This window comes from Streptomyces sp. NPDC037013 (assembly GCF_055607265.1).
The window spans coordinates 55,828-79,140 of the sequence record NZ_JBVJRV010000013.1 but is presented as its reverse complement, the minus strand read 5'-3'; the positions used below and the strand labels follow the sequence as shown (position 1 = coordinate 79,140).

General features: G+C 73.2%; 20 protein-coding genes. 15 read left to right on the top strand and 5 right to left on the bottom strand.

All coding sequences use genetic code 11. The annotated features are described in order from the left end of the window. Positions 1-117 precede the first annotated feature (117 nt). From ACZ7DY_RS36320 to ACZ7DY_RS36310, 3 genes are read left to right on the top strand one after another with little or no spacing between them, the layout of a single operon-like run. Positions 118-1,161 (top strand): FecCD family ABC transporter permease, encoded by a 1,044-nt coding sequence (locus ACZ7DY_RS36320; RefSeq protein ID WP_471143478.1) that lies wholly within the window; start codon positions 118-120, stop codon positions 1,159-1,161. Next, positions 1,158-2,186, top strand: coding sequence for a FecCD family ABC transporter permease (locus ACZ7DY_RS36315; RefSeq protein WP_471143476.1), 1,029 nt, complete (start codon positions 1,158-1,160; stop codon positions 2,184-2,186). The genes ACZ7DY_RS36320 and ACZ7DY_RS36315 overlap by 4 nt, the downstream gene beginning before the upstream one ends. Further along, positions 2,183-3,034 carry an ABC transporter ATP-binding protein gene (locus tag ACZ7DY_RS36310; RefSeq protein WP_471143474.1) on the top strand — a complete coding sequence of 284 codons (852 nt, stop codon included), beginning with the start codon at positions 2,183-2,185 and terminating at the stop codon, positions 3,032-3,034. The genes ACZ7DY_RS36315 and ACZ7DY_RS36310 overlap by 4 nt, the downstream gene beginning before the upstream one ends. Here ACZ7DY_RS36310 and ACZ7DY_RS36305 read toward each other — a convergent pair. Further along, complete coding sequence (locus ACZ7DY_RS36305; protein ID WP_471143472.1) at positions 3,018-3,365, bottom strand: alkyl sulfatase C-terminal domain-containing protein; 348 nt, start codon at positions 3,363-3,365, stop codon at positions 3,018-3,020. The genes ACZ7DY_RS36310 and ACZ7DY_RS36305 overlap by 17 nt on opposite strands. Before the next feature lie 42 nt (positions 3,366-3,407). Between ACZ7DY_RS36305 and ACZ7DY_RS36300 the strand changes: the two genes are divergently transcribed. Genes ACZ7DY_RS36300 through ACZ7DY_RS36290 form a run of 3 tightly spaced genes read left to right on the top strand, consistent with a single transcriptional unit; the run spans position 3,408 to position 5,507 of the window. Further along, a complete protein-coding gene (locus tag ACZ7DY_RS36300) occupies positions 3,408-3,767 on the top strand; it encodes a hypothetical protein (protein WP_471143470.1) in 360 nt (119 codons plus the stop codon). Positions 3,768-3,774: 7 nt separating this feature from the next. Further along, on the top strand, positions 3,775-4,590 hold the full coding sequence (locus ACZ7DY_RS36295) for a TlyA family RNA methyltransferase (protein WP_471143469.1): 816 nt from the start codon (positions 3,775-3,777) through the stop codon (positions 4,588-4,590). After that, positions 4,587-5,507: an NAD kinase gene (locus ACZ7DY_RS36290; RefSeq protein WP_471143466.1), complete on the top strand. Its 921-nt coding sequence runs from the start codon at positions 4,587-4,589 to the stop codon at positions 5,505-5,507. Before ACZ7DY_RS36295 ends, ACZ7DY_RS36290 begins: the two co-directional genes overlap by 4 nt. A 76-nt stretch (positions 5,508-5,583) precedes the next feature. On the opposite strand, the gene ACZ7DY_RS36285 is transcribed toward ACZ7DY_RS36290, so the two are convergent. Together ACZ7DY_RS36285 and ACZ7DY_RS36280 are read right to left on the bottom strand one after the other, a co-directional pair. Further along, positions 5,584-5,955, bottom strand: a complete 372-nt coding sequence (locus ACZ7DY_RS36285) for an FtsX-like permease family protein (RefSeq protein WP_471143463.1) — start codon at positions 5,953-5,955, stop codon at positions 5,584-5,586. Continuing rightward, positions 5,895-6,959, bottom strand: a complete 1,065-nt coding sequence (locus tag ACZ7DY_RS36280) for an FtsX-like permease family protein (RefSeq protein ID WP_471143461.1) — start codon at positions 6,957-6,959, stop codon at positions 5,895-5,897. Before ACZ7DY_RS36280 ends, ACZ7DY_RS36285 begins: the two co-directional genes overlap by 61 nt. 222 nt (positions 6,960-7,181) lie before the next feature. Here ACZ7DY_RS36280 and recN point away from each other — a divergent pair, with 222 nt between their 5' ends. From recN to ACZ7DY_RS36265, 3 genes are all read left to right on the top strand, one after another. Then, positions 7,182-8,933, top strand: coding sequence for a DNA repair protein RecN (gene recN / locus ACZ7DY_RS36275; RefSeq protein WP_471143459.1), 1,752 nt, complete (start codon positions 7,182-7,184; stop codon positions 8,931-8,933). Between the two features lie 141 nt (positions 8,934-9,074). Continuing rightward, the gene (locus tag ACZ7DY_RS36270) at positions 9,075-9,848 is read left to right on the top strand and encodes a hypothetical protein (protein WP_471143457.1); all 774 of its coding nucleotides are present in this window, start codon (positions 9,075-9,077) and stop codon (positions 9,846-9,848) included. Between the two features lie 200 nt (positions 9,849-10,048). Beyond that, complete coding sequence (locus ACZ7DY_RS36265) at positions 10,049-11,185, top strand: glycosyltransferase family 4 protein (protein ID WP_471143455.1); 1,137 nt, start codon at positions 10,049-10,051, stop codon at positions 11,183-11,185. Between the two features lie 4 nt (positions 11,186-11,189). Here the strand turns inward: ACZ7DY_RS36265 and ACZ7DY_RS36260 are convergent, their stop codons facing one another. Further along, the gene (locus ACZ7DY_RS36260; RefSeq protein ID WP_471143453.1) at positions 11,190-12,833 is read right to left on the bottom strand and encodes a PucR family transcriptional regulator; all 1,644 of its coding nucleotides are present in this window, start codon (positions 12,831-12,833) and stop codon (positions 11,190-11,192) included. Positions 12,834-13,035: 202 nt separating this feature from the next. Beyond that, a complete protein-coding gene (locus ACZ7DY_RS36255) occupies positions 13,036-14,847 on the bottom strand; it encodes a glycoside hydrolase family 15 protein (RefSeq protein WP_471143495.1) in 1,812 nt (603 codons plus the stop codon). Between the two features lie 470 nt (positions 14,848-15,317). Between ACZ7DY_RS36255 and ACZ7DY_RS36250 the strand changes: the two genes are divergently transcribed. From ACZ7DY_RS36250 to ACZ7DY_RS36225, 6 genes are all read left to right on the top strand, one after another. Continuing rightward, positions 15,318-16,994 (top strand): CTP synthase, encoded by a 1,677-nt coding sequence (locus ACZ7DY_RS36250; RefSeq protein ID WP_471143450.1) that lies wholly within the window; start codon positions 15,318-15,320, stop codon positions 16,992-16,994. An 85-nt stretch (positions 16,995-17,079) separates the two neighbouring features. Next, on the top strand, positions 17,080-17,706 hold the full coding sequence (locus ACZ7DY_RS36245) for an NUDIX domain-containing protein (RefSeq protein WP_471143448.1): 627 nt from the start codon (positions 17,080-17,082) through the stop codon (positions 17,704-17,706). Between the two features lie 157 nt (positions 17,707-17,863). Further along, the gene (locus tag ACZ7DY_RS36240) at positions 17,864-19,957 is read left to right on the top strand and encodes a tetratricopeptide repeat protein (protein WP_471143445.1); all 2,094 of its coding nucleotides are present in this window, start codon (positions 17,864-17,866) and stop codon (positions 19,955-19,957) included. Positions 19,958-20,102: 145 nt separating this feature from the next. Further along, the gene (gene ald / locus ACZ7DY_RS36235; protein ID WP_471143442.1) at positions 20,103-21,218 is read left to right on the top strand and encodes an alanine dehydrogenase; all 1,116 of its coding nucleotides are present in this window, start codon (positions 20,103-20,105) and stop codon (positions 21,216-21,218) included. 348 nt (positions 21,219-21,566) lie between these two features. Then, the gene (locus tag ACZ7DY_RS36230; RefSeq protein ID WP_384546000.1) at positions 21,567-22,739 is read left to right on the top strand and encodes a ParA family protein; all 1,173 of its coding nucleotides are present in this window, start codon (positions 21,567-21,569) and stop codon (positions 22,737-22,739) included. Continuing rightward, positions 22,724-23,308, top strand: a complete 585-nt coding sequence (locus ACZ7DY_RS36225) for a hypothetical protein (RefSeq protein WP_471143440.1) — start codon at positions 22,724-22,726, stop codon at positions 23,306-23,308. The genes ACZ7DY_RS36230 and ACZ7DY_RS36225 overlap by 16 nt, the downstream gene beginning before the upstream one ends. Positions 23,309-23,313 lie beyond the last annotated feature (5 nt).

Below are 23,313 nucleotides of genomic sequence, written 5' to 3'. Positions count from 1 at the left end.
CGGCGCCGCCGGATATCCGGTGGCGGTCCGGGGCAGGCGGGGAGAGGTGCGGGCGCGTGGGCATGGGTGGCGCTTCTCTCGTCGAAGTCCAGTGCGAGGGTAGGCTAACCTAACCAGGTGTTGGTCGACAGTCCCCCAGAAGCGCGCGCGGAGGCCGCCTCCGCGCCCCCCAGCCGCCGCGCGATACGCAGCATCGGGTTGCTCGTCTCGGTGGCCGTCCTGCTCCTCGTCTTCCTGGCGAGCATCGCGGTCGGCGCCAAATCGATGCCCATGGACCAGGTCTGGCACGGACTGTTCCAGGACACCGGCACCTACGGGGACGTCGTCGTCGGCGAGCGCCTCGCGCGCAGCCTCCTCGGACTGCTCGCCGGGGTCGCCCTCGGCCTCTCCGGCGCCGTGCTCCAGGCGCTCACCCGCAACCCGCTGGCCGACCCCGGGCTCCTCGGCATCAACCTCGGCGCCTCCGCCGCGGTCGTCAGCGCGATCAGCTTCTTCGGCATCACCTCGCTGAGCGGCTACGTGTGGTTCGCCTTCCTCGGCGCCGTGCTCGTCGGCATCCTGCTCTTCCTCCTCGGCGGCACCCGCGGCGCGACGCCGGTACGGCTCGCCCTCGCCGGCACCGCGATCAGCGCGGCGCTCTACGGCTACCTCCAGGCCGTCATGATCATGGACGGCGCCGCGCTCAACAAGATGCGCTTCTGGACGGTCGGATCCCTGGCCTCGGCCAGCATGGACACCATCCAGCAGGTCCTGCCCTTCCTCGCGGTCGGCACCGTGGTCGCCCTCTCGCTGGCCAGGCCGCTGAACGCCATGGCCATGGGCGACGACACCGCCCGCGCGCTCGGCGCCCATCTGACGCGCACCCGCGCGCTCTCCATGGCCGCGGCGACCCTGCTGTGCGGGGCCGCGACCGCCTCCTGCGGGCCCATCGTCTTCGTCGGCCTGATGGTGCCGCACGTCGTGCGCTCCTTCACCGGACCCGACATGCGCTGGATCCTGCCGTACGCCGCCGTCCTCTCCCCGGTGCTGCTCCTCGGCGCGGACGTCGTCGGACGCATGGTGGCGCGGCCCGCGGAGCTCCAGGTGGGCATCGTGACGGCGGTCATCGGCGCGCCCGTCTTCGTCTTCCTCGTGCGCCGGCGGAAGGTGGCCCAGCTGTGAAGGCCCTACGCACCAGGGGCGGCCTCTCCGTCCGGCTCGACGTCCGTACGGCCGTGGTCGTCGCCCTGCTCGTCGCGGCCGCGCTCGTCGCGAGCGTCGTCCTCATCGGCACCGGCGACTTCGACATCCCGGCCGCCGACGTCATCCGCACCCTGTTCGGCGACGGCGACGCCGGGCAGGAGTTCATCATCAACGACCTGCGCCTGCCGCGGGTCCTGGTCGGGCTCCTGGTCGGCGCGGCCCTCGGACTCGGCGGCGCGCTCTTCCAGTCCATCGCCCGCAACCCGCTCGGCAGCCCGGACGTCCTCGGCCTCGGACAGGGGTCGACCGCCGGGGCGCTCACCATGATCGTCCTGTTCCAGGGGTCCGCCGTCCAGGTCGCGGGCGGCGCGCTCGTCGGCGGCCTCGTCACCGGCCTCGCCATCTACCTGCTCGCCTGGAAGCGCGGGGTGCACGGCTACCGGCTCGTCCTGGTCGGCATCGGCGTCTCCGCGTTCATCACGGCCATCAACGGCTATCTGCTCACCAAGGCCGACTTCGTCGACGCCGCCCGCTCCGTGGTCTGGATGACCGGCTCGCTCAACGGCCGTGACTGGGACCAGGTCTGGCCCCTTCTCGCGCTCTGCGCCGTCCTCGTACCGCTCGTCCTCGTGTACGGGCGGCCGCTGCGGATGCTGGAGATGGGGGACGACGTCGCCAACGCGCTCGGCGTACGGGTCGAGCGCACCCGGTTCGTCCTGCTGACCGCCTCCGTCCTGCTCACCGCGGCCGCCACCGCCGCCGCGGGCCCGGTCAGCTTCGTCGCGCTCACCGCCCCGCAGCTCGCCCGCCGCCTCACGCGTTCGCCGGGGCCCAATCTGATGCCCGCGATGTTCATGGGCGCCACGCTCCTGATCGTCGCGGACTGGGGCTCGCAGCGGGCGTTCGGCGCCGACCAGCTGCCCGTCGGCGTCGTCACCGGCGTCCTCGGCGGCGTCTATCTGCTCTGGCTGCTCCTCACCCAGCGCAAGGCGGGCCGGATATGACCGAGAAACACCCCAAGGACCAGGAGCGTGCTGCTGTGAACCGGCTCATCGCCGACGACGTCACCCTCGGCTATGACCAGCGCGTCATCGCGGAGAAGCTGTCCGTCGAGATCCCCGACAACTCCTTCACCGTGATCGTGGGCCCCAACGCGTGCGGCAAGTCCACGCTGCTCCGCGCCCTGTCCCGGATGCTCAAGCCGGCCGCGGGGCGGGTGCTGCTCGACGGGCACGTCATCCAGTCGATGCCGGCGAAGAAGGTGGCGAGGACACTCGGCCTGCTGCCGCAGTCGTCCATCGCGCCCGACGGCATCACCGTCGGCGACCTGGTCGCCCGCGGCCGCTACCCCCACCAGGGGCTCCTGCGGCAGTGGTCGGAGGAGGACGAGCGGATCGTCGGGGAGTCCATGGCCGCGACCGGCGTCCGCGAACTCGCCGAGCGCCATGTCGACGAACTCTCCGGCGGCCAGCGCCAGCGCGTCTGGATCGCCATGGCGCTCGCCCAGCAGACCCCGCTGCTCCTCCTCGACGAGCCCACGACCTTCCTCGACATCCAGCACCAGCTGGACGTCCTGGACCTCTGCGCCGACCTCCACGAGGAGCAGGGCCGCACCCTCGTCGCCGTCCTGCACGACCTGAACCACGCCGCCCGCTACGCCACGCACCTCATCGCCCTGCGCGACGGCGCGGTCATCGCCGAGGGCCCGCCGTCCGAGATCGTCACGGCGGAGCTGGTGAAGGAGGCCTTCGACATCGACTGCCGGATCATCGAGGACCCGGAGAGCGGGACGCCACTGGTCGTCCCGGCGACCCGCGCGGGACGCCGGAGCCCGGTCAGAGCAGGGATCTGAGCCGCAGCAGATCCCGGAAGCCCGCTTCCAGCTTGACGCGGCCCGAGGCCCACGCCCGCGCGAAGTCGAGCCGGCCCTCGACCATCGCGACCAGGTCGTCGCCGGTCATCGCGAGGCGGATCTCCGCCTTCTCGCGCGGTGGGCCCGGGTGGCTGTCCAGCACCGTGATCCGGCCGTTCTCGAGGCGGCCAGTGAAGGTCACGTCGAGGTCGGTGATGCGGCAGCTCAGCGAGCGGTTCAGGGCAGCGGCACCCCGCACGTCGCCGTCGGCCGACGCGAGGTTGTCCGAGAGTCTGTCGAGTGCCGTGCGGCACTCCGCCATGGTCGCCATCGTGATCGACCGTACCCCAGGCCTTCGGGGTAGCGTCGTGCCATGAGCGACTCATACGCGGGCCCCGGGCACGCGGGCCCGGACGAGAGGGAAACGGCGGAGCCGGAGGATCAGCTTCCGCCGGAGGCGGCCGACGGTCCCGTCCCGCCGGAGCCTTCGTACGACCCCGCCGCCCCCGCGCCCCTCGGCGTCGAGCGCACCCCCACCGGCAACGCCGAGGTGGACGCCGGGCTCGCCCGGCTCGGCGACGCCGACCACCTCGCCACGGACGGCCACATCGAGGTGTACGAGGATGTACACCGGGGCCTGCGCGACGCGCTGACCGCGCTCGACGCCCGCCCCGGCCCGCCGGCCCCGACCGGCGCGCCGTCATCCTCGTACGACAGGAACGACAGGAGCTGAACCGAACGTGGCAGGAGTGGCACGACGCCGCCTCGACGCCGAGCTCGTCCGCAGGAAGCTCGCGCGCTCGCGCGAGCACGCGAGCCAGCTGATCGCCGCAGGCCGGGTCTCGGTCGGCAAGACCGTCGCGACCAAGGCCGCGACCCAGGTCGAGACGGCCGCCGCGATCGTGGTCTCGCAGGACGACAGCGACCCCGACTACGTCTCGCGGGGCGGGCACAAGCTCGCGGGCGCCCTCAGCGCCTTCGTGCCGAAGGGCCTGGTCGTGGAGGGGCGGCGGGCGCTGGACGCCGGCGCCTCCACCGGCGGCTTCACCGACGTGCTGCTGCGGGCCGGCGCCGCGCACGTCGTCGCCGTCGACGTCGGCTACGGCCAGCTCGCGTGGTCGCTGCAGAGCGACGAGCGGGTCACCGTGAAGGACCGCACGAACGTGCGCGAGTTGACGCTCGAAGCCATCGACGGGGTCCCCGTCGACATCGTCGTCGGCGACCTCTCCTTCATCCCGCTCGGCCTGGTGCTGCCCGCCCTGGCGCGCTGCGCGGCACCCGACGCGGACCTCGTCCTCATGGTCAAGCCGCAGTTCGAGGTCGGCAAGGAGCGGCTCGGCAGCGGGGGTGTGGTGCGCAGCGAGGAGCTGCGCGCCGAGACCGTGCGCCAGGTCGCGCGGCAGGCGTGGGGGCTCGGTCTCGGGGTGCGCGGGGTGACCGCGAGCCCGCTGCCGGGGCCCTCCGGGAATGTCGAGTACTTTCTGTGGCTGCGTGCCGGGGCCGATGAACTGGACCCGGCGGACGTTGACCGTGCCGTGGCGGAGGGGCCCCGTTGACCCAGACCGGTAAGACCCAGACCAGAGCTCGTACCGTCTTCCTGCTCGCGCACACCGGGCGCCCCGCGGCGATCCGCAGCGCCGAACTCGTCGTCCAGGGGCTGCTGCGCAGCGGCATCGGCGTCCGGGTGCTGGACGCGGAGGCCGTGGACCTGCCGCTGCCCCCCGAGGTCGAGACGGTCGCGGAGGCCACGGCCGACTGCATCGACGACTGCGAGCTGATCGTCGTCCTCGGCGGCGACGGGACGCTGCTGCGCGGCGCCGAGTTCGCGCGGGCCTCCGGGGTGCCGATGCTCGGCGTGAACCTCGGGCGCGTGGGCTTCCTCGCCGAGGCCGAGCGCGACGACCTCGACAAGGTCGTCGACCGCGTGGTCACCCGGGCGTACGAGGTCGAGGAGCGGATGACGATCGATGTCATCGTGCGCCGCAACGGCGATGTCGTGCACCGGGACTGGGCGATGAACGAGGCGGCCGTGCAGAAGGTGTCGCCCGAGCGGATGCTCGAAGTCGTCCTGGAGATCGACGGGCGGCCCGTCACCGGCTTCGGCTGCGACGGCATCGTGTGCGCCACCCCGACCGGTTCGACGGCGTACGCGTTCTCGGCGGGCGGTCCCGTGGTGTGGCCGGAGGTGGAGGCGCTCCTGATGGTGCCGATCAGCGCGCACGCCCTGTTCGCCAAGCCCCTGGTGACCTCGCCCGACTCGGTGCTTGCCGTCGAGGTCCAGCCGCACACGCCGCACGGGGTGCTCTGGTGCGACGGGCGGCGGACCGTGGAACTGCCCTCGGGGGCCCGCGTGGAGGTGCGCAGGGGCGAGGTGCCGGTACGACTCGCGCGGCTGCACCATGCCTCGTTCACCGACCGGCTCGTCGCCAAGTTCGCGCTGCCGGTGTCGGGGTGGCGGGGGGCGCCGCAGTAGCGGGAAGCACGGAGGACCGAGTGACGCGGCGGGCTCCCGGAGCCCCCCGCGTCGCATCATGTCCGGTCATGCCGCGTCAGGCCGCGCCGACCACCGTGATCGCCCGGTGCCGCAGCACCGCGCGCACCGGGAGGCCGGTGGCGAGCAGGGTCAGCAGCAGCGTGCCGGCCGCCACCGAGACCGGCACCGCCCACGGCAGGTACGGCAGCGCGCTGCCGAAGGCGGAGCGCAGCATCGGCGCCAGCGTGACCAGCGCGATCACGCCGCCCAGCAGCAGCGCGGTCCCCGCCACGACCACCGCCTCCCAGGCCGCCATCACCCGCACCTGCGCGCGCTGACTGCCCACGACCCGCAGCAGCGCGACGTCGCGGCGGCGCTCGAACGAGATCATCGCGAGGGTGTTCGCCGCGGCGATGGCGGCGAAGCCCGCGTACAGGCCCGTGCCCACGTAGTCGAGCCAGACCTCGCCCGCGTCGCCCGCCGAGCCCGTGTGGTGCCGGGCCGTCGTGTGCATGCCGATCTTGGTGAGCCGAAGCCGACGACGAGGACGAGGGGGACGACCGCGGCGGAGAAACGGCGCGGCTGGGAGCGGACGTTGAGCATCGCCAGGCGCGCGCTCGGACCGAACCGGCCCACAACCGCGGAGACCAGCCGTGCGGCGGGCCCGATGAGGCGCGGCCCGAGCAGTCCGGCGCCCCCGCAGAAGAGGATGAGGACGAGGAACGCGCCCTCGCCCGCCTCGTCCGCGGGCTGCCGCGACAGGAGTACGGAGACCGCGCACGCCCCCGCCACGGCGAGGACGCCCAGCGGTGCCCGCAGGATGCCGAGGCCGCGCCGGCCCGTCGCCGCCTCGGCGAGCGCGCGCGCCGGGCGCAGCAGGGAGAACCGCAGCGCGGACAGCAGCGCGGCGAGCGTCGTCGTCACCACGGCCACGCCGAGGCAGACCGGCAGCGCGAGCCAGCTGAAGCGGAACGTGGCCTCCGTCGGCAGGAGTCCGTGGTCGACCATGCCCGCGTGCCACCAGCGGGCGCCGAAGCCGCCGAGGACGAAACCGGCGAGCGCGGCGGGGACCGAGGCGGCGAGCGCCTGGACCGCCACCGCGCGGCGGACCTGACGGGGCCTCGCGCCGATGGAGCGGACCATCGCGAGCTCGCGGTGCTGCTGCGCGACGGCTGTCCCCATCGTCGAGATGACCACGAATATCGACATGTAGATCGAACCGATCAGCAGGACGACCGCCATGTCGCCCACACCGTTCTCGGTGATCTGCCGGCGCGCGGCCGCGGAGAGCCCGCCGGTGGGCGTTGCGAGGTCGTCGCGGTCCGTGCTCGTCGTGCCGAGCATCATCGTCGACGCGCTCACCACGGTCGCCGCGAAGAGCGCGGCCACCGCGGTGCCCACGAACGCCGGGCGGTGGGCGCGCAGCGCGGCCCGTGCCAGTCCAGTTGCCATGTGGATCATGGTCGGGCAGGGGGCGGCGGGACGGCCATGTGGCGGGCCGGTGGATGGTGCGGGGGATAACCCCACCGACCGGGGCCGACCACCGGCGGCCTGGGTCCGGCGGCCCAAAGCCGTCCCCTCGGAGAGTGACGCTTCCTCTTCCGTCCGGTCGCCAACCTGCGCTTTGGCGGGCCGACACAGGGGTGACGTCGCGGGGCACCCGGGAAACCTCGTATGGTCAGGTGCGTGTTGGAGGAGATGCGGATACGGTCGCTCGGAGTCATCGACGACGCTGTCGTCGAGCTCTCGCCAGGCTTCACCGCCGTGACGGGCGAGACCGGGGCGGGCAAGACGATGGTGGTCACCAGCCTCGGCCTGCTGCTCGGCGGCCGCGCGGATCCCGCCCTGGTGCGGATCGGCGCGAAGTCGGCGGTGGTGGAGGGGCGCATCACGGTGCCCGCCGACGGCTCGGCGGCGGTACGCGCGGAAGAGGCCGGGGCCGAACTGGACGACGGCGCGCTGCTCATCAGCCGTACCGTCTCGGCGGAGGGCCGCTCGCGGGCGCACCTCGGCGGGCGGTCGGTACCGGTGGGTCTGCTCTCCGAACTCGCCGACGACCTCGTCGCCGTACACGGCCAGACCGACCAGCAGGGGCTGCTCAAACCGGCCAGGCAGCGCGGCGCCCTCGACCGGTACGCGGGCGACGCGGTCGCCGTGCCGCTCGCCAAGTACACCGCCGCGTACCGCAGGCTGCGGGCCGTCACCACGGAGGTCGAGGAGATCACCACGCGCGCGCGTGAGCGTGCGCAGGAGGCGGACCTGCTGCGCTTCGGCCTCGACGAGATCGCGGCCGTCGAACCGCGCCCCGGCGAGGACACCGAGCTCGCCGCCGAGGCCGAGCGGCTCGGCCACGCGGAGGCGCTCGCCTCCGCCGCCACCGCCGCGCACGCCGCGCTCGCGGGCAACCCCGAGGACCCCGAGGGCATCGACGCCACGGCCCTCGTGGCGGGCGCCTCCCGGGCCCTGGAGGCCGTACGCTCCCACGACCCGGCCCTCTCCGCGCTCGCCGACCGGCTCGGCGAGCTCGGGATCCTGCTCGGCGACGTCGCGGGCGAACTCGCCGGGTACGCCGACGACCTCGACGCCGACCCGCTGCGGCTCGCCGCCGTCGAGGAGCGCAGAGCCGCCCTGACGCAGCTCACCCGCAAGTACGGGGAGGACATCGACGCCGTCCTCGCCTGGGCGGAGGAGGGCGCCGCGCGGCTCACCGAACTCGAGGGCGACGACGACCGGTTGGGCGAGCTGATCGCCGAGCGGGACGCGCTCCGCGCCGAGCTCGCGGGGCTCGCCCAGGTGCTGACCGAGGCGCGCCGGGAGGCGGCGTCGCGGTTCGCGGCGGCCGTCACCGAGGAACTGGCCTCCCTGGCGATGCCCCACGCGCGCGTGTCGATCGCCATCAGCTGTACGGAGGTTCCCGAGGGCGGTGACGGGGTGGAGGTCGGCGGCCGCACGGTCGCGTACGGGCCCGCCGGCGTCGACGAGGTCGAGCTGCTCCTCGCCCCCCACCCGGGTGCCCCGCCCCGGCCCATCGCCAAGGGCGCGTCCGGCGGTGAACTGTCGCGCGTGATGCTCGCCGTCGAGGTCGTCTTCGCGGGCACGGACCCGGTGCCCACGTACCTTTTCGACGAGGTCGACGCGGGCGTCGGCGGCAAGGCGGCCGTCGAGATCGGCCGGCGCCTCGCGCGGCTGGCCAAGTCGGCGCAGGTCGTGGTCGTCACGCACCTGCCGCAGGTCGCGGCGTTCGCCGACCGTCAGCTGCTCGTCGAGAAGACGAACGACGGGATGGTGACCAGGTCCGGTGTGCAGGTCCTGGAGGGCGAGGACCGGGTGCGGGAGCTGTCGCGCATGCTGGCGGGCCAGGAGGACTCACAGACGGCGCGGGCCCATGCGGAGGAACTGCTCGCCACGGCGAGGGGGGACGCCTAGGCCCGCCCCCCGGCCCTTCAGGTCCCGTGTCGCGCGGCGAACAGGCGGGCGGGCAGGGCGTGTTCGTGGGGTTCGCCCGGCGCGGACGCCCGTGCCGGGTGCGGCCGGGGAGGCGTGGCGGGCCGGTCATAGGGTGACCGCATGATGTCGCGTGCGTCCCGTCTCGGGGCCCTCCTCACCGCCGCAGCCGTCACCCGCGCCGGCACCGCCGCGCTGCGCACCTTCCCGCCCGGCGGCGGCAGACGGTGGGAGCGCGTCAACCACGCGGGGCGGACCGTCGAGCTGTACGCGGGGCCCGCGGCCTGCCTCGGCGCCGCCGCCGGCGTCCTTGCGCTGCCCGCCGCACCCCGTACCGCCGTCGTCTCGGCCGTGCTCGCCGCCGGGGCCTGTGGCGCGTACGACGACATGACGGCCGTCGGCGACCCCCGGCGCGGCTTTCGCGCCCATCTCTCCGCGTTGCGGGGCGGGGAGGTCACCAGCGGCGCCGTGAAGCTGTTCGGCGTCTCCGCGGCCGGGCTCGCCGCGGGCGCGCTGCTCAAGGAGCGGCCGGGGGACAAGGTGCTTGCGGGCGTGGTGATCGCGGGGGCCGCGCACTTCGTCAACCTCGTCGACGTACGGCCGGGCAGGGCCGGCGCGGCCGTCCTCGCCCTGGCGGCGCCGGGGCTGCTGCGCGCGGGGCCCGGCGCCGTCGTCGCCGCCGCGACCGTGGGGGCCGCAGCCGCCGTGCTGCCCGACGACATCGGCCGGCGCGCGATGCTAGGCGACGCGGGAGCCCATGCCCTGGGCGCGGCGCTCGGTGCCGCCGTCGCCGTGGGCAACGGCCGGGCCGGCCTCGCCGCTCACGCGGCGGCGCTCGTGGCCGCCGCGTGCCGCGGGGAGAAGGTCAGCGCAGTGGCGGCGGGCGGCGGGGGCTGAGAGGACCGGGCCCGGCCGAAGGGCACCGCCGGTGTCGACCTCACCCGTGTGGGTGATCCCGTCCGGGGAGTTGCCCGTTCAATCGCGGAAGTGACCTTTCGGCAGTGCCGGAACGCCCGTGCCAACTGGCATCCTTGGCGCAGCATCTGCCCGAGTACCCGTCCGAGCACCCACGACGCAGACCCAGGAGCCCCCGCCACGTGAGCCACGTGAGCACCCACTCGCCGCACGGACAGACGCCGCTGCACACCGTGCAGGTCCTCGGCGGTGGCAGCGCGGGCAGCAGCGCGCACGTCAGATCGCTGGCCACGGGCCTCGCCGCTCGGGGCGTGCGGGTCACGGTGTGCGCCCCCGACGAGGCCGCCCGCGTCTACGACTTCACCGGCACCGGCGCCCGCCACGTCTGTGTGCCCCGCAGCGCCGACCCCGCCTCCCTCGCCGCTCTACGCACCGCCTGTGCCGACGCCGACCTCGTCCACGCCCACGGCCTGAACGCCGCCCTGCGCGCGGCCGTCGCGCTGACCGGGCGGCACACCCCGCTCGTCGTCACCTGGCACACCCGCGCGCATGCGGAGGGTGCCCGCGCCCGCGTCCTGCGTCTGCTGGAGCGCCGCGTCGCCAGAGCCGCGGCCGTCGTCCTCGGCACCTCGTCCGACCTCGTCGACCGGGCCCGCAGGAGAGGCGCACGCGACGCGCGTCTCGCGGCCGTCGCGCTGCCCGCGCCGCGCCGCCCGGACCCCGCGGAGGAACCCGACCACCTCCTCCACAAGGCCCGCGCCGAACTCGGCGCCGTGGACCGCCCGCTGATCCTGGCCGTCGGCGCCCTGGAGCGGAACCGCGGCTACGACGTCCTCCTGGAGGCCACCCGCACGTGGCGCCACCTGGACCCGCTACCGCTCCTGATCGTCGCGGGGGAGGGGCCCGAACGGCCCTTCCTGCAGCGCCGCATCGAGGACGAACAGCTCCCGGCGCGCCTCGTCGGGTGCCGCGACGACGTCCCCGACCTGCTCGCCGCCGCCGACCTCGCCGTACTGCCCAGCAGCTGGGAGTCGCGCTCGGTACTCGTCCAGGAGGCCCTGCACGCGCGTGTGCCGCTCGTGGCGACCGCGGTCGGCGGCATCCCCGAACTCGTCGGCGACGCGGCCGAACTCGTCCCGTACGGCGACGCGGAGGCCCTCGCCACCGCCGTCGTACGCCTCCTGGCCGATCCGGTGCGCCGGGAGGAGCTGAAGGAGAAGGGCACGGCCCAGGCGGCCACCTGGCCCACCGAGGACGACACGGTCACCCAGGTGCTCAGCGTCTACGACGAGCTGACCCAGCCCCTGCCGTACAGCTGAGCGGCTAGGCCACGTGCCGGCGCGCCCGCAGCGCCAGGCTCAGCGCCAGGACCGTCTGCGGGTCGTCGAGATCGGTGCCGAGCAACTCGCTGATCCGGGCGAGGCGGTTGTACAGGGTCTGCCGGTTCAGGTGCAGCTCGCGCGCCGTCTCCGCCTTGCGACCCGCGTGCGCCAGATAGGTCTGGAGGGTCGGCAGGAGCGGCGGCTTCGAGCGCTGGTCGTGGTCGCGCAGCGGGCCGATGGCGCGCTCCACGAACGCGGCGAGGACCCCGTCCTCGTCATGGCGGTGCAGCCGCCACAGCAGCAGGTCGATGTCGAGCCGCCGCGCGTCGTACCAGGGCCGGTCGGAGAGCCCCTGCGCGGCCGTCGCCGTCTCCGCCGCGTGCCGCAGCCCCGCCGACGCGGCGGCCCAGCCGCCCGCGACGCCCACCACCACGACCGGCGGCTGCGCCCCCGGCCGCTGCATCCCGGCCCGCTCCACACCGGCCCGCAGCGCGGCGGCGACCCGGTCGGCGACCGCGGTCCGCTCGGACTCCGACCGCAGCCCGAGCAGCAGCGGAACCCGGCCCTCCACGGGACGTACGCCGAGGAGCGCGGGCACCCCCACGGACGCCAGCTCCTCCGCGACAGCCCGCGCCAGCACCGCCCACCCGCCGCCGGTCGGCAGCCCGTCCGCCAGCCGCATCACCACCGGCAGGAGCGGGCTGCCCGCCGGGACGGGCCTGAAGCCGAGGACCCGGGCCTGCGCGGGCGCGTCCTCCGCGGCGATCCGGCCCTCCGCGAGGTCGGTGAGGAAGTCGCCGCGCCCGCGCGCCGCCAGCTCCTCCTCCTGGCGGGCCTGCATCAGGACCACCGCAAGGCTGCCCGCCGCCCGCTCCGCCGCGATGCGGTGCACCGGCAGCGGCGCCGACTCCACGGCGAGCAGCGCAAGCCGGGCCCGCACCGAGCCCGCCCCCGGGCCGCCGCCCGGCACGTCGACGATGACCGCGCTCGCCGGCGGACCCTCCCGGTCCACGGGACGGCCGCGCAGTCCCTCCCACACCTGGAGCGGGTCCGCGCACTCGGTGCCCGCCCCGGCGGCGTACAGGAGCTGCCCGTCCGCCGTCTCCAGGAAGACCGGGTTGCCGCTGAACTCCGCGAGGATCCCGAGGACCTGCGGGATGCCGCCCCCGCCGAGCAGCGCCTCCGTGCAGCGCCGGTGCACCTCCTCGGCCTGCTGGAGCAGCGCGTAGTGGCCGTTGACGATCTCGGTGTGCACCTCTTCGGTGACCGTCACGAACGGCACCTCGCGGTGCAGCTGCACCAGCGGCAGCCCGGCGGCGCGTGCCGTCTCCACGATCGCCGCGGGCAGCCGGGTGAAGCGCGGGCCCAGTTCGACGACGAGCGCCGCGATGCCCCGCTCGGCGAGGTTGCGCACGAAGGCGCGCTGTTCGGCCGGGCGCGCGCCGAGGCCGAGGCCCGTGGTGAGCAGCAGCTCGCCGCCCTTGAGGAGCGAGGCGATGTTGGGCACCTCGCCCGCGTGCACCCACCGCACCGTCCGCTGCAGCCGTTCCGCGCCCGCGACGACCTCGGGGAGCCCGCCGCGCAGCCCGGGGAGTTCCAGCGCGCGCTGCACGGTGATGCCGCCCTGAGTGCCCTGACTGTCCATGGCGCGGACGCTACCGGGACGCACGTTCGGGAAACATCTTCGGTCCCTCACGGCCGCCGCCACCGGACCCCGCTGCCCGACAACTGGGCACCGGCGCCGGGCACTTGCGGCCACCCCCGGCCGGTGTGGCGTGCATCACGTGCCCGGGTACGCGGACGGCGACGGGCCGCAGCCCGTCGCCGTCCGGAATCGAGGAGGCCCGCTACCCCCCGTACGCCCCCGAAGCCGTCAGCCGCAGCGCCGTGTCGATCAGCGGCACGTGGCTGAAGGCCTGCGGGAAGTTGCCGACCTGACGCTGGGCGGCGGAGTCCCACTCCTCGGCGAGGAGCCCCAGGTCGTTGCGGAGCGCCAGCAGCTTCTCGAAGAGCTTGCGGGCCTCGTCCACCCGGCCGATCATCGCCAGGTCGTCGGCCATCCAGAACGAGCAGGCGAGGAACGCCCCCTCGTCGCCCTCCAGGCCGTCCACGCCCTCGTCGTCACCGGCCGTGGGGTAGCGCAGGATGAAGCCGTCCGGCGTGGACAGCTCCCGCTGGATCGCCTCGATCGTGCCGATCACCCGCTTGTCGTCGGGCGGCAGGAAGCCCATCTGCGGGATCAGCAGCAGCGAGGCGTCCAGCTCCTTGGAGCCGTACGACTGCGTGAAGGTGTTCCGCTCCGGGTCGTAACCCTTCTCACAGACGTCCCGGTGGATGTCGTCGCGCAGATCGCGCCACTTGTCCAGCGGCCCGTCCGCGTCACCGGACTCGATGAGCTTGATGGTGCGGTCCACCGCGACCCACGCCATCACCTTGGAGTGCACGAAGTGGCGGCGCGGGCCGCGCACCTCCCAGATGCCCTCGTCCGGCTCGTCCCAGTGGTCCTCCAGGTAGCGGATCAGCCGGAGCTGCAGCAGCGACGCGTAGTCGTTGCGGGCCAGACCCGTCATGTGCGCCAGGTGCAGCGCCTCGATGGTCTCCCCGTACACGTCGAGCTGGAGCTGGTGCGCCGCGCCGTTGCCCGCCCGGACGGGCTGCGAGCCCTCGTACCCCGGCAGCCAGTCCAGCTCCGTCTCGCCGAGCTCGCGCTCACCGGCGATGCCGTACATGATCTGCAGGTTCTCCGGGTCGCCCGCCACCGCGCGCAGCAGCCACTCGCGCCACGCGCGGGCCTCCTCGCGGTAGCCGGTGCGCAGCAGCGACGACAGCGTGATCGCGGCGTCGCGCAGCCACGTGAAGCGGTAGTCCCAGTTGCGCGAGCCCCCGATGTCCTCGGGCAGCGAGGTGGTGGGGGCCGCGACGATGCCGCCGGTCGGCGCGTACGTGAGCGCCTTCAGGGTGATCAGCGAGCGGACCACGGCCTCGCGGTAGGGCCCGTGGTACGTGCAGTGGTCGACCCACTCCCGCCAGAAGTCCTCCGTGGCGGTGAGCGCCGCCTCCGGCTCCGGCAGCGCCGGCTGGTCCCGGTGCGAGGGCTGCCACGAGATGGTGAACGCGATCCGCTCACCCGGCGCCACCGTGAAGTCCGAGTAGGTCGTCAGGTCCTTGCCGTAGGTCTCGGCGGTCGTGTCGTGCCACACCGAGTCGGGGCCCGCGACGGCCACGGTGCGCCCGTCGACCTTGTGGACCCACGGCACCACCCGGCCGTAGCTGAACCGCATGCGCAGTGCCGACCGCATCGGCACCCGCCCGCTGACTCCCTCGACAATGCGTACGAGCTGCGGCGCGTCGGTGTCGCGCGGCGGCATGAAATCGATCACGCGGACGGTGCCGCGCGTGGTGTCCCACTCGGATTCGAGCACCAGCGAGTCGCCGCGATAGGAGCGGCGGGTGGCAGCGGGTGGCTGTGCGTCCTGGCCGTACGCCGGCCCGAGGCGCCAGAAGCCGTGCTCCTCGGTGCCCAACAGGCCGGCGAATACGGCATGGGAGTCGAAGCGGGGCAGGCACAGCCAGTCGACTGTGCCGTCCCGGCAGACCAGGGCAGCGGTCTGCATGTCTCCGATGAGTGCGTAGTCCTCGATGCGCCCGGCCACGTGCATCTCCAGTCGAACGGCCACGTTCGCCCCGCGGGGCGCTTATTGGTCAGCGGTCAAGTGATCGTTGACGAGCGCTTGTTCCGGGTGCAAGGCGGGATGGTGCCGTGTGCCGGAGGGGCTCGGCAGCGAGTGTCCGAGCAGGATACGACGCACGTCGGTGATCTGCGCGCCCCTCCCGGCAACGCGCCTCCGCCGAACGGGTGAGCGGCAGGTGAGAGGCAGTGTGCCAGGGAAAAGTGGGACCACGCACGTCTCGTGCCCCGAGTGCGGACGTGCCCGTTCCGTGACCGAGCCGTGTGTGCCCGATGGCGGAGCGTGGCCGGAAGCGGGCTCGTTCCGTCGCTGATACCCTGGTAGCCCGTGAGCCGGTGGTCATAGAACCCCCGAACCGCAGCGACGGCGCCTCCCCGAATCCCGGATGACGGCGCCGGTACGCACCTCCAGACCGCGACCACGGGAGCCCCCTCTTGGCCATGCAGCCCAAATCCAAGACGACCAAGCACATCTTCGTCACCGGGGGTGTCGCCTCTTCCCTCGGCAAGGGTCTGACTGCCTCCAGCCTCGGTGCGCTCCTCAAGGCGCGTGGCCTGCGCGTCACGATGCAGAAGCTCGACCCGTACCTGAACGTCGACCCGGGCACGATGAACCCCTTCCAGCACGGTGAGGTGTTCGTCACCAACGACGGCGCCGAGACCGACCTGGACATCGGCCACTACGAGCGCTTCCTCGACGTCGACCTCGACGGCTCGGCGAACGTGACCACCGGCCAGGTCTACTCCCAGGTGATCGCCAAGGAGCGGCGCGGCGAGTACCTCGGCGACACCGTCCAGGTCATCCCGCACATCACCAACGAGATCAAGCACCGCATCCGCCGCATGGCGACGGACGACGTGGACGTGGTCATCACGGAGGTCGGCGGCACCGTCGGCGACATCGAGTCCCTGCCGTTCCTGGAGACCGTCCGCCAGGTCCGCCACGAGGTCGGCCGCGACAACGTCTTCGTCGTGCACATCTCGCTGCTGCCCTACATCGGCCCCTCCGGCGAGCTGAAGACCAAGCCGACCCAGCACTCCGTCGCCGCCCTGCGCAACATCGGCATCCAGCCGGACGCCATCGTGCTGCGCGCCGACCGCGAGGTGCCGACCGCCATCAAGCGCAAGATCTCGCTGATGTGCGACGTCGACGAGGCCGCCGTGGTCGCCGCCATCGACGCCAAGTCGATCTACGACATCCCGAAGGTCCTGCACACCGAGGGCCTCGACGCCTACGTGGTGCGCAAGCTCGACCTGCCCTTCCGCGACGTCGACTGGACGCAGTGGGACGACCTGCTGGACCGCGTGCACAACCCGCTCCACGAGGTCACCGTCGCGCTCGTCGGCAAGTACATCGACCTGCCCGACGCCTACCTCTCGATCACCGAGGCGATGCGCGCGGGCGGCTTCGCCAACAAGGCCCGCGTCAAGGTCAAGTGGGTCACCTCGGACGACTGCAAGACGCCGGCGGGCGCCCAGAAGCAGCTCGCCGACTGCGACGCGATCCTGATCCCCGGCGGCTTCGGCGACCGCGGCGTCTCCGGCAAGGTCGGCGCCATCCAGTACGCCCGAGAGAACAAGGTGCCGCTGCTCGGCATCTGCCTGGGCCTGCAGTGCATCGTCATCGAGGCGGCCCGCAACCTCGCGGACATCCCCGACGCCAACTCCACCGAGTTCGACGCGGCCACCGCCCACCCGGTGATCTCCACCATGGCCGAGCAGCTCGACATCGTCGCGGGCGAGGGTGACATGGGCGGCACGATGCGCCTGGGCATGTACCCCGCCAAGCTCGCCGAGGGCTCCATCGTGCGCGAGGTGTACGAGGGCAAGGAGTACGTCGAGGAGCGCCACCGCCACCGCTACGAGGTGAACAACGCCTACCGCGCGGACCTGGAGAAGAAGGCCGGCATCCTCTTCTCCGGCACCTCCCCGGACGGCAAGCTCGTCGAGTACGTCGAGTACCCCCGCGAGGTCCACCCCTACCTCGTCGCCACCCAGGCGCACCCGGAGCTGCGCTCCCGTCCGACCCGCCCGCACCCGCTCTTCGCCGGCCTGGTGAAGGCGGCCGTCGAGCGGCAGCAGGGCCGGACCAAGCAGGGCGGCAAGTCCGGAAAGTAACACCGGCCGCGTTACGGTTGCCGGGGTGTGCGTCTCACGGGACGCGCACCCCGGTTTGTCGTTTGCACGTGTGGGAGGACAGGGCATGACGATCAAGGACACCGCCGAGGAGTGGCAGGTCACGGCGACGGAGACCCCGTTCGTCGGCAACAAGACCTCCGTCCGCACCGACGACGTGGTCATGCCCGACGGCTCCGTCGCCCGCCGCGACTACCAGGTCCACCCGGGCTCGGTCGCCGTCCTCGCGCTCGACGACGAGGGCCGCGTCCTGGTCATCCGCCAGTACCGCCACCCCGTGCGCCACAAGCTCTGGGAGATCCCCGCGGGCCTCCTCGACGTCCCCGGCGAGAACCCCCTGCACGCCGCCCAGCGCGAGCTCTACGAAGAGGCCCATGTCAAGGCCGAGGACTGGCGGGTCCTCACCGACGTCTACACCACCCCCGGCGGCTGCGACGAGGCCGTGCGCGTCTTCCTCGCCCGCGATCTCTCCGAGGCCGAGGGCGAGCGCTTCGAGGTCGAGGAGGAGGAGTCCGACATGGAGCTCGCCCGGGTGCCCCTCGACGAGCTCGTCCGCGGGGTGCTCGCCGGCGAGCTGCACAACAACTGCCTGGTGGTCGGCGTGCTGTCGCTGGTCGCCGCCCGGAACGGCGACGGCCTCGACGCGCTGCGCCCGGCCGAGGCGCCCTGGCCCGCCCGCCCCTTCGAGGCGTGAGGGGACCGATCCCGTCCGGTGTGACGATCCACTGATCCGATCGGGCGACTTGTGCGTGCTGCGCGACCGGGAGGGGCGCCGGGCCTGAACTAGGCTCTGAAAGCGTCCCGCCCGGAGCCCCGGCGGGTTCGTGCGCAGGCGGACGGGAGCGTGGCCCGTGACGGATCAGGCGGTCGACACGGACGGTGCGGCGGCGGGTGGTGCGGTGCCGGCGCCCGCGAGCGCCCCGCCGGAGTCGACGAGCGATCGGTTCGTCGGCAGGCGCCGGGAGCTGAAAGAGCTCCGCGCCGACATCGACCGCGCGGGGCTCGACACCCTCTCCGGCCGCAAGGCCCCCCGCGCGCGCGTCCTGCTCGTCGCGGGCCGCCCCGGCTCCGGCCGCACCGCGCTCGCCGAGGAACTCGCCCGCCGGCTCGCCGACTCCTACCCCGACGGGGTGCTGCGCGCCCACCTCACCGAACCCGACGGCAGCCCGGTGCCCACCGAGCGCACCGCCCGCGACCTCCTGGACGCCCTGGGCGTGCCCGCCCCGCCGGGGGCCGCGGAGGACGACCTCACCGAGACCCTCAGGGCGGCGCTCGCCGGCCGCAGGGCGCTGCTCCTCCTCGACGACGCGGCCGACGCCGAGCAGGTCGACGCGCTGCTGCCGGACGCCCCCGACTGCCTGGTCGTCGCCGTCGCCGAGGGGCCGCTCACCGGCATCCCCGACGTGCGGCCGTGCACGCTCGGCGGCCTGGACAAGGAGGCCGCCGTCGAACTCCTCGCCCGCGCCGCGGGACCCGTCCGCATCACCGTCGACCCGCGCGCCGCCGAGTCCCTCGTCGAGGTCTGCGCGGCCCACCCCGCGGCGCTCGTCCTGGCCGGCGGCTGGCTCTCCGAGCGGCCCAAGGCCGCCGTCGCCGACCTGGCCAAACGGCTGCTCGACCGGACCGAGGAGGGCTCGGCCCTCGCGCGTGTCTTCGCCCACACCTACGACTCGCTCTCCTCGCCGGCCGCCCGGATACTGCGCCTGCTCGCCCTCGCCCCGGCCGGCCACGTCGACCCGCACACCGCCTCCGCGCTCGCGGGGTGCTCGGTCTCCGGGGCCAAGGCCACCCTCGACGACTTCGTCGGGCTCGGCCTGGTGCGGGCCGTGCCGTCCCCGATCCCGCAGTACGAGGTGCCCGGCTGCCTGGTGCCGCTGCTGCGGGCCCGCATCGAGAGCCAGGACCGGCCCGCCGAGGTGCAGCTCGCCACGGCCCGGATGCTGGAGCGGACCGTACGGCTGCTGCAGTCCTGCCGGGCCGTCACGGAGCCCGACGGCTCCGCCGCCCGCAAGAAGATCGCCGGGCTGCCGCGCGCGCTGCGCTTCCCGAACCCCCGGGCCGCCGCCGAGTGGCTGCGGATCCGGCAGCCCGCGCTGCTGGCCGCCGCCCGGCTCGCGGTCGCCGACGGGGAGCTCGACACCCTGGCGCGGCGGCTGATGGCGGCGCTGACCCGGGCGCTGGTCGCGCACCGCGGCACCCAGGCCGCCGCTCCCGAGCTGTACGGCATCCACCGCCTTGTCCTCGACGTGGCCGAGCGGCGGAACCTGCCGCGCGAGCAGGCCGCGGCGCTGCTGAACCTCGCCGACCTGGACGCACAGACGGGACGCACCCGGGAGGCGCTGACCCGCTACCGGGCCGCTCTGGACGCCGGCCGGGCCGCGGGCGACCCCTACGCGACCGGCCGCGCGATGGAATCCGTAGGCGGCGCCTATCAGGAGCTGGGGGACTTCTCGCGGGCCTCCGACTGGTTCGGCCGGGCCCTGGCCCAGCGGCTGGCCCGCGGCGAGCGCGTCGACGCCGCCCGGCTGTACGGCCGGATCGGCACGGTGCACACCTACGCGGGGCGCTACGGGGAGGCGCTGCGCAACTGGAGTTCGGCGGTGACCGGGCACCGCAGGAACGGTGATGTGGCGGCCCAGGCGCGGGCGTTGAGCGAGATGGCACGTGTGCAGGAGTACGCGGGCCGGCCCGAGGAGTCGTTGCGCACCTGCCAGGAGGCCGTCGAGTGGGCGCGGCAGGCCGAGGACGTGCGGTTGCAGGCGGCGTTGCAGCTCCGTCTCGCGGACACCCTGGAGCGGCTCGGGGACCCGGCGGCCGCCCGGCTGCACCGGAGCGCGGCCGAGCGCATGCTGGGAGAAGAGCTCCCGCAGGTCGCGAGGCTTGAAAGGAATGGTGGAGCGGAGCCTTCCGCCTACGAAATCCGCAGTGCATCCGCAGAAGATTGAAGTATTGGAAGGCTAGACAGCGAGAAATCCTTCATTAGACTGGCTCCGCCGCGTACCTCCGCGGTGTCTCCCGTTGCGCCCCCACGTGCACCGGTATGCGTTGCACTGCCCGAGAAATCCCCTGAGCCAAGGACCGTGATCGACGATGAAGGTCGGCATCCCCCGCGAGGTCAAGAACAACGAGTTCCGGGTGGCCATCACCCCCGCCGGCGTGCATGAGCTGGTGCGCCACGGCCACCAGGTCGTCATCGAGCGGAACGCCGGTGTCGGCTCCTCGATCACGGACGACGAGTACGTCTCGGCCGGCGCCCGGATCCTGGACACCGCCGACGAGGTCTGGGCCACCGCGGACCTGCTCCTGAAGGTCAAGGAGCCCATCGCGGAGGAGTACCACCGCCTCCGCAAGGACCAGACGCTCTTCACCTACCTGCACCTGGCCGCGTCCAAGGAGTGCACGGACGCTCTCCTGGAGTCGGGCACCACCGCCATCGCGTACGAGACCGTGGAGACCGCGAACCGCGCGCTCCCGCTGCTCGCCCCGATGTCCGAGGTCGCGGGCCGCCTCGCCCCGCAGGTCGGCGCCTACCACCTGATGGCCGCCAACGGCGGCCGCGGCGTGCTGCCGGGCGGCGTCCCGGGCGTGGCCGCCGGCAAGGCCGTCGTCATCGGCGGCGGCGTCTCCGGCTGGAACGCCGCGCAGATCGCCATCGGCATGGGCTTCCACGTGACCCTGCTCGACAAGGACATCAACAAGCTCAAGGAAGCCGACAAGATCTTCGGCACGAAGATCCAGACCGTCGTCTCCAACGCCTTCGAGCTGGAGAAGGCCTGCCTCGAGGCCGACCTCGTCATCGGCGCCGTCCTCATCCCGGGCGCCAAGGCCCCGAAGCTGGTCACCAACGAGCTCGTCTCCCGCATGAAGCCGGGAAGTGTCCTTGTCGACATCGCGATCGACCAGGGCGGCTGCTTCGAGGACTCGCACGCGACCACGCACGCCGAGCCGACCTTCCCGGTCCACAACTCGGTCTTCTACTGCGTCGCCAACATGCCCGGCGCGGTCCCGAACACCTCCACCTACGCGCTGACCAACGCGACGATGCCGTACATCGTCGAGCTGGCCAACCGCGGCTGGGTCGAGGCCCTGCGCCGCGACCCGGCGCTCGCGCTCGGCCTCAACACGCATGACGGCAAGGTGGTTTACAAGGAGGTCGCCGAGGCCCACGGTCTCGAGCACGTGGAGCTCGAGTCGCTCCTCGGCTGACCCAGCAGGCCGACTCCGGTCGGTCTCACGACACTTTCGTCAACGAAAGTCGTCAATCTCACGCCCGCGGCCGGACCTTGAGAGGGGTCCGGCCGTATGCGTATCAGTGTGGACACGCTCAACTGGCCTTGAACGTAACCCTTTAACCGATTCGCGCACCCTCGAAACGTCGCGATGACGAGCCGTACACCCTTGACACAAGGGTGTTCCGTTGCCGACACATCGGGCCGGGTCCGGCGGATTGTGTTGCTGTGGAGCGGTGACACGCCATAGAGTCGCCAACCGTCGGCATGGTGCCACGCTGACCTATCGAGAAATTTCCTGGTCACCAAGGAGGTAAGACGACTTGTGAATGAGTCGACATTTGCTCCCGGGGGTGGTCAACCAGGAACGTCTGTGCGGGACCAGGGTCCCGTGGGGCTCGAGGCCGTCGGCTCGGTCGCTGTCCGCACCTTCGAAGCCCGGCAGAGCCCCCAGCCGACACAGTCAGCACCCCAGAGCATGGATGGCCATCACGTGAACGCCATGGCCGGCGACCGGAGTGGCGATAACACCCACACCCACCTCGCCGACTACGAGGAACTGCCCCAGGGGCACTTCTACGACCCCGACGCCGAGTACGAGCCCGATCCGGAGTACGCGGCCACGCTCGCGCCGGACGCCGCCCGTCAGCGCCGCGAGCGCATCGGCCCCACGGGCCGCCCGCTGCCGTACTTCCCGATCCCGGGCCCGCTGACCGACCACGGTCCCGCGAAGATCATCGCGATGTGCAACCAGAAGGGCGGCGTCGGCAAGACGACGTCGACCATCAACCTGGGCGCGGCCCTCGCGGAGTACGGACGCCGGGTCCTGCTCGTCGACTTCGACCCGCAGGGCGCCCTCTCCGTGGGCCTCGGGGTCAACCCGATGGAGCTCGACCTGACGGTCTACAACCTCCTCATGGAGCGCGGCATGTCCGCGGACGAGGTGCTCCTGAAGACGGCGGTCCCCAACATGGACCTGCTGCCCAGCAACATCGACCTGTCCGCGGCCGAGGTCCAGCTGGTGAGCGAGGTCGCGCGCGAGTCGACGCTGCAGCGCGCCCTGAAGCCGCTCATGCAGGACTACGACTACATCGTGATCGACTGTCAGCCCTCGCTCGGCCTGCTCACCGTGAACGCCCTGACGGCGGCTCACAAGGTGATCGTGCCGCTGGAGTGCGAGTTCTTCGCGCTGCGCGGTGTCGCCCTGCTGACGGAGACCATCGAGAAGGTCCAGGAGCGGCTCAACCCCGACCTGGAGCTCGACGGCATCCTCGCGACCATGTACGACTCCCGCACGGTGCACAGCCGTGAGGTGCTCGCGCGCGTGGTCGAGGCCTTCGACGACCACGTCTACCACACGGTCATCGGCCGCACGGTCCGCTTCCCGGAGACCACGGTCGCCGGCGAGCCGATCACGACGTACGCCTCCAACTCGGTCGGCGCGGCCGCCTATCGCCAGCTCGCCAGGGAGGTGCTCGCCCGGTGTCACGCCGAGTGAGTCTGCCCGGGGCCGACGAACTGTTCCGCACGACCGGGGGGATGGCCCTCCAGTCGTCGACGCCGCGGCGCCAGGCGAACGGCGAGGCGCGGGTGCCCGCTCCGGCGGGCGAGAGCGACGAGACGGCGGCGGCCGAGGACACGGCGGTCCAGGGCGACGGCGGCGAGCCGGCCGAACACACGGCCGCGGACGCGGAGTCCGGGGCCGAGTCGCGCAGCCGCGCGGCTGCGGAGGGCGAGAAGAACGCCGGGCGCCGGTCCGCGCAGGAAGGTTCGGCCGCCTCACCGGGCGGCAAGTCGGGCGGCTCGTCGACCGCGCAGGCGCGGCGCAGGGCCCGGGCGGCCAACCGGCGGCCCAGCGGGCGCGAGCGGCACGACGAGAAGATCACCGTGTACGTCTCCGCCGAGGAGCTGATGGACCTCGAACACGCGCGGCTCGTGCTGCGCGGCGAGCACGGCCTCGCGGTCGACCGCGGGCGCATCGTGCGCGAGGCGGTCGCCGTCGTCCTCGCCGACCTGGAGTCGCGCGGGGACGCGAGCATTCTCGTACGACGGCTTCGCGGGCGGTAGGGGTA

Excerpts from the sequence above, each read along its gene's own strand:
- ACZ7DY_RS36280 (WP_471143461.1), bottom strand. The coding sequence starts at position 6,959 with ATGGCAACTGGACTGGCACGGGCCGCGCTGCGCGCCCACCGCCCGGCG.
- ACZ7DY_RS36260 (WP_471143453.1), bottom strand. The coding sequence starts at position 12,833 with ATGGACAGTCAGGGCACTCAGGGCGGCATCACCGTGCAGCGCGCGCTG.
- ACZ7DY_RS36245 (WP_471143448.1), top strand. The coding sequence starts at position 17,080 with ATGACGATCAAGGACACCGCCGAGGAGTGGCAGGTCACGGCGACGGAG.
- ACZ7DY_RS36305 (WP_471143472.1), bottom strand. The coding sequence starts at position 3,365 with ATGGCGACCATGGCGGAGTGCCGCACGGCACTCGACAGACTCTCGGAC.
- ACZ7DY_RS36270 (WP_471143457.1), top strand. The coding sequence starts at position 9,075 with ATGATGTCGCGTGCGTCCCGTCTCGGGGCCCTCCTCACCGCCGCAGCC.
- ACZ7DY_RS36250 (WP_471143450.1), top strand. The coding sequence starts at position 15,318 with ATGCAGCCCAAATCCAAGACGACCAAGCACATCTTCGTCACCGGGGGT.
- ald (WP_471143442.1), top strand. The coding sequence starts at position 20,103 with ATGAAGGTCGGCATCCCCCGCGAGGTCAAGAACAACGAGTTCCGGGTG.
- ACZ7DY_RS36310 (WP_471143474.1), top strand. The coding sequence starts at position 2,183 with ATGACCGAGAAACACCCCAAGGACCAGGAGCGTGCTGCTGTGAACCGG.
- recN (WP_471143459.1), top strand. The coding sequence starts at position 7,182 with ATGGTCAGGTGCGTGTTGGAGGAGATGCGGATACGGTCGCTCGGAGTC.
- ACZ7DY_RS36300 (WP_471143470.1), top strand. The coding sequence starts at position 3,408 with ATGAGCGACTCATACGCGGGCCCCGGGCACGCGGGCCCGGACGAGAGG.
- ACZ7DY_RS36255 (WP_471143495.1), bottom strand. The coding sequence starts at position 14,847 with ATGCACGTGGCCGGGCGCATCGAGGACTACGCACTCATCGGAGACATG.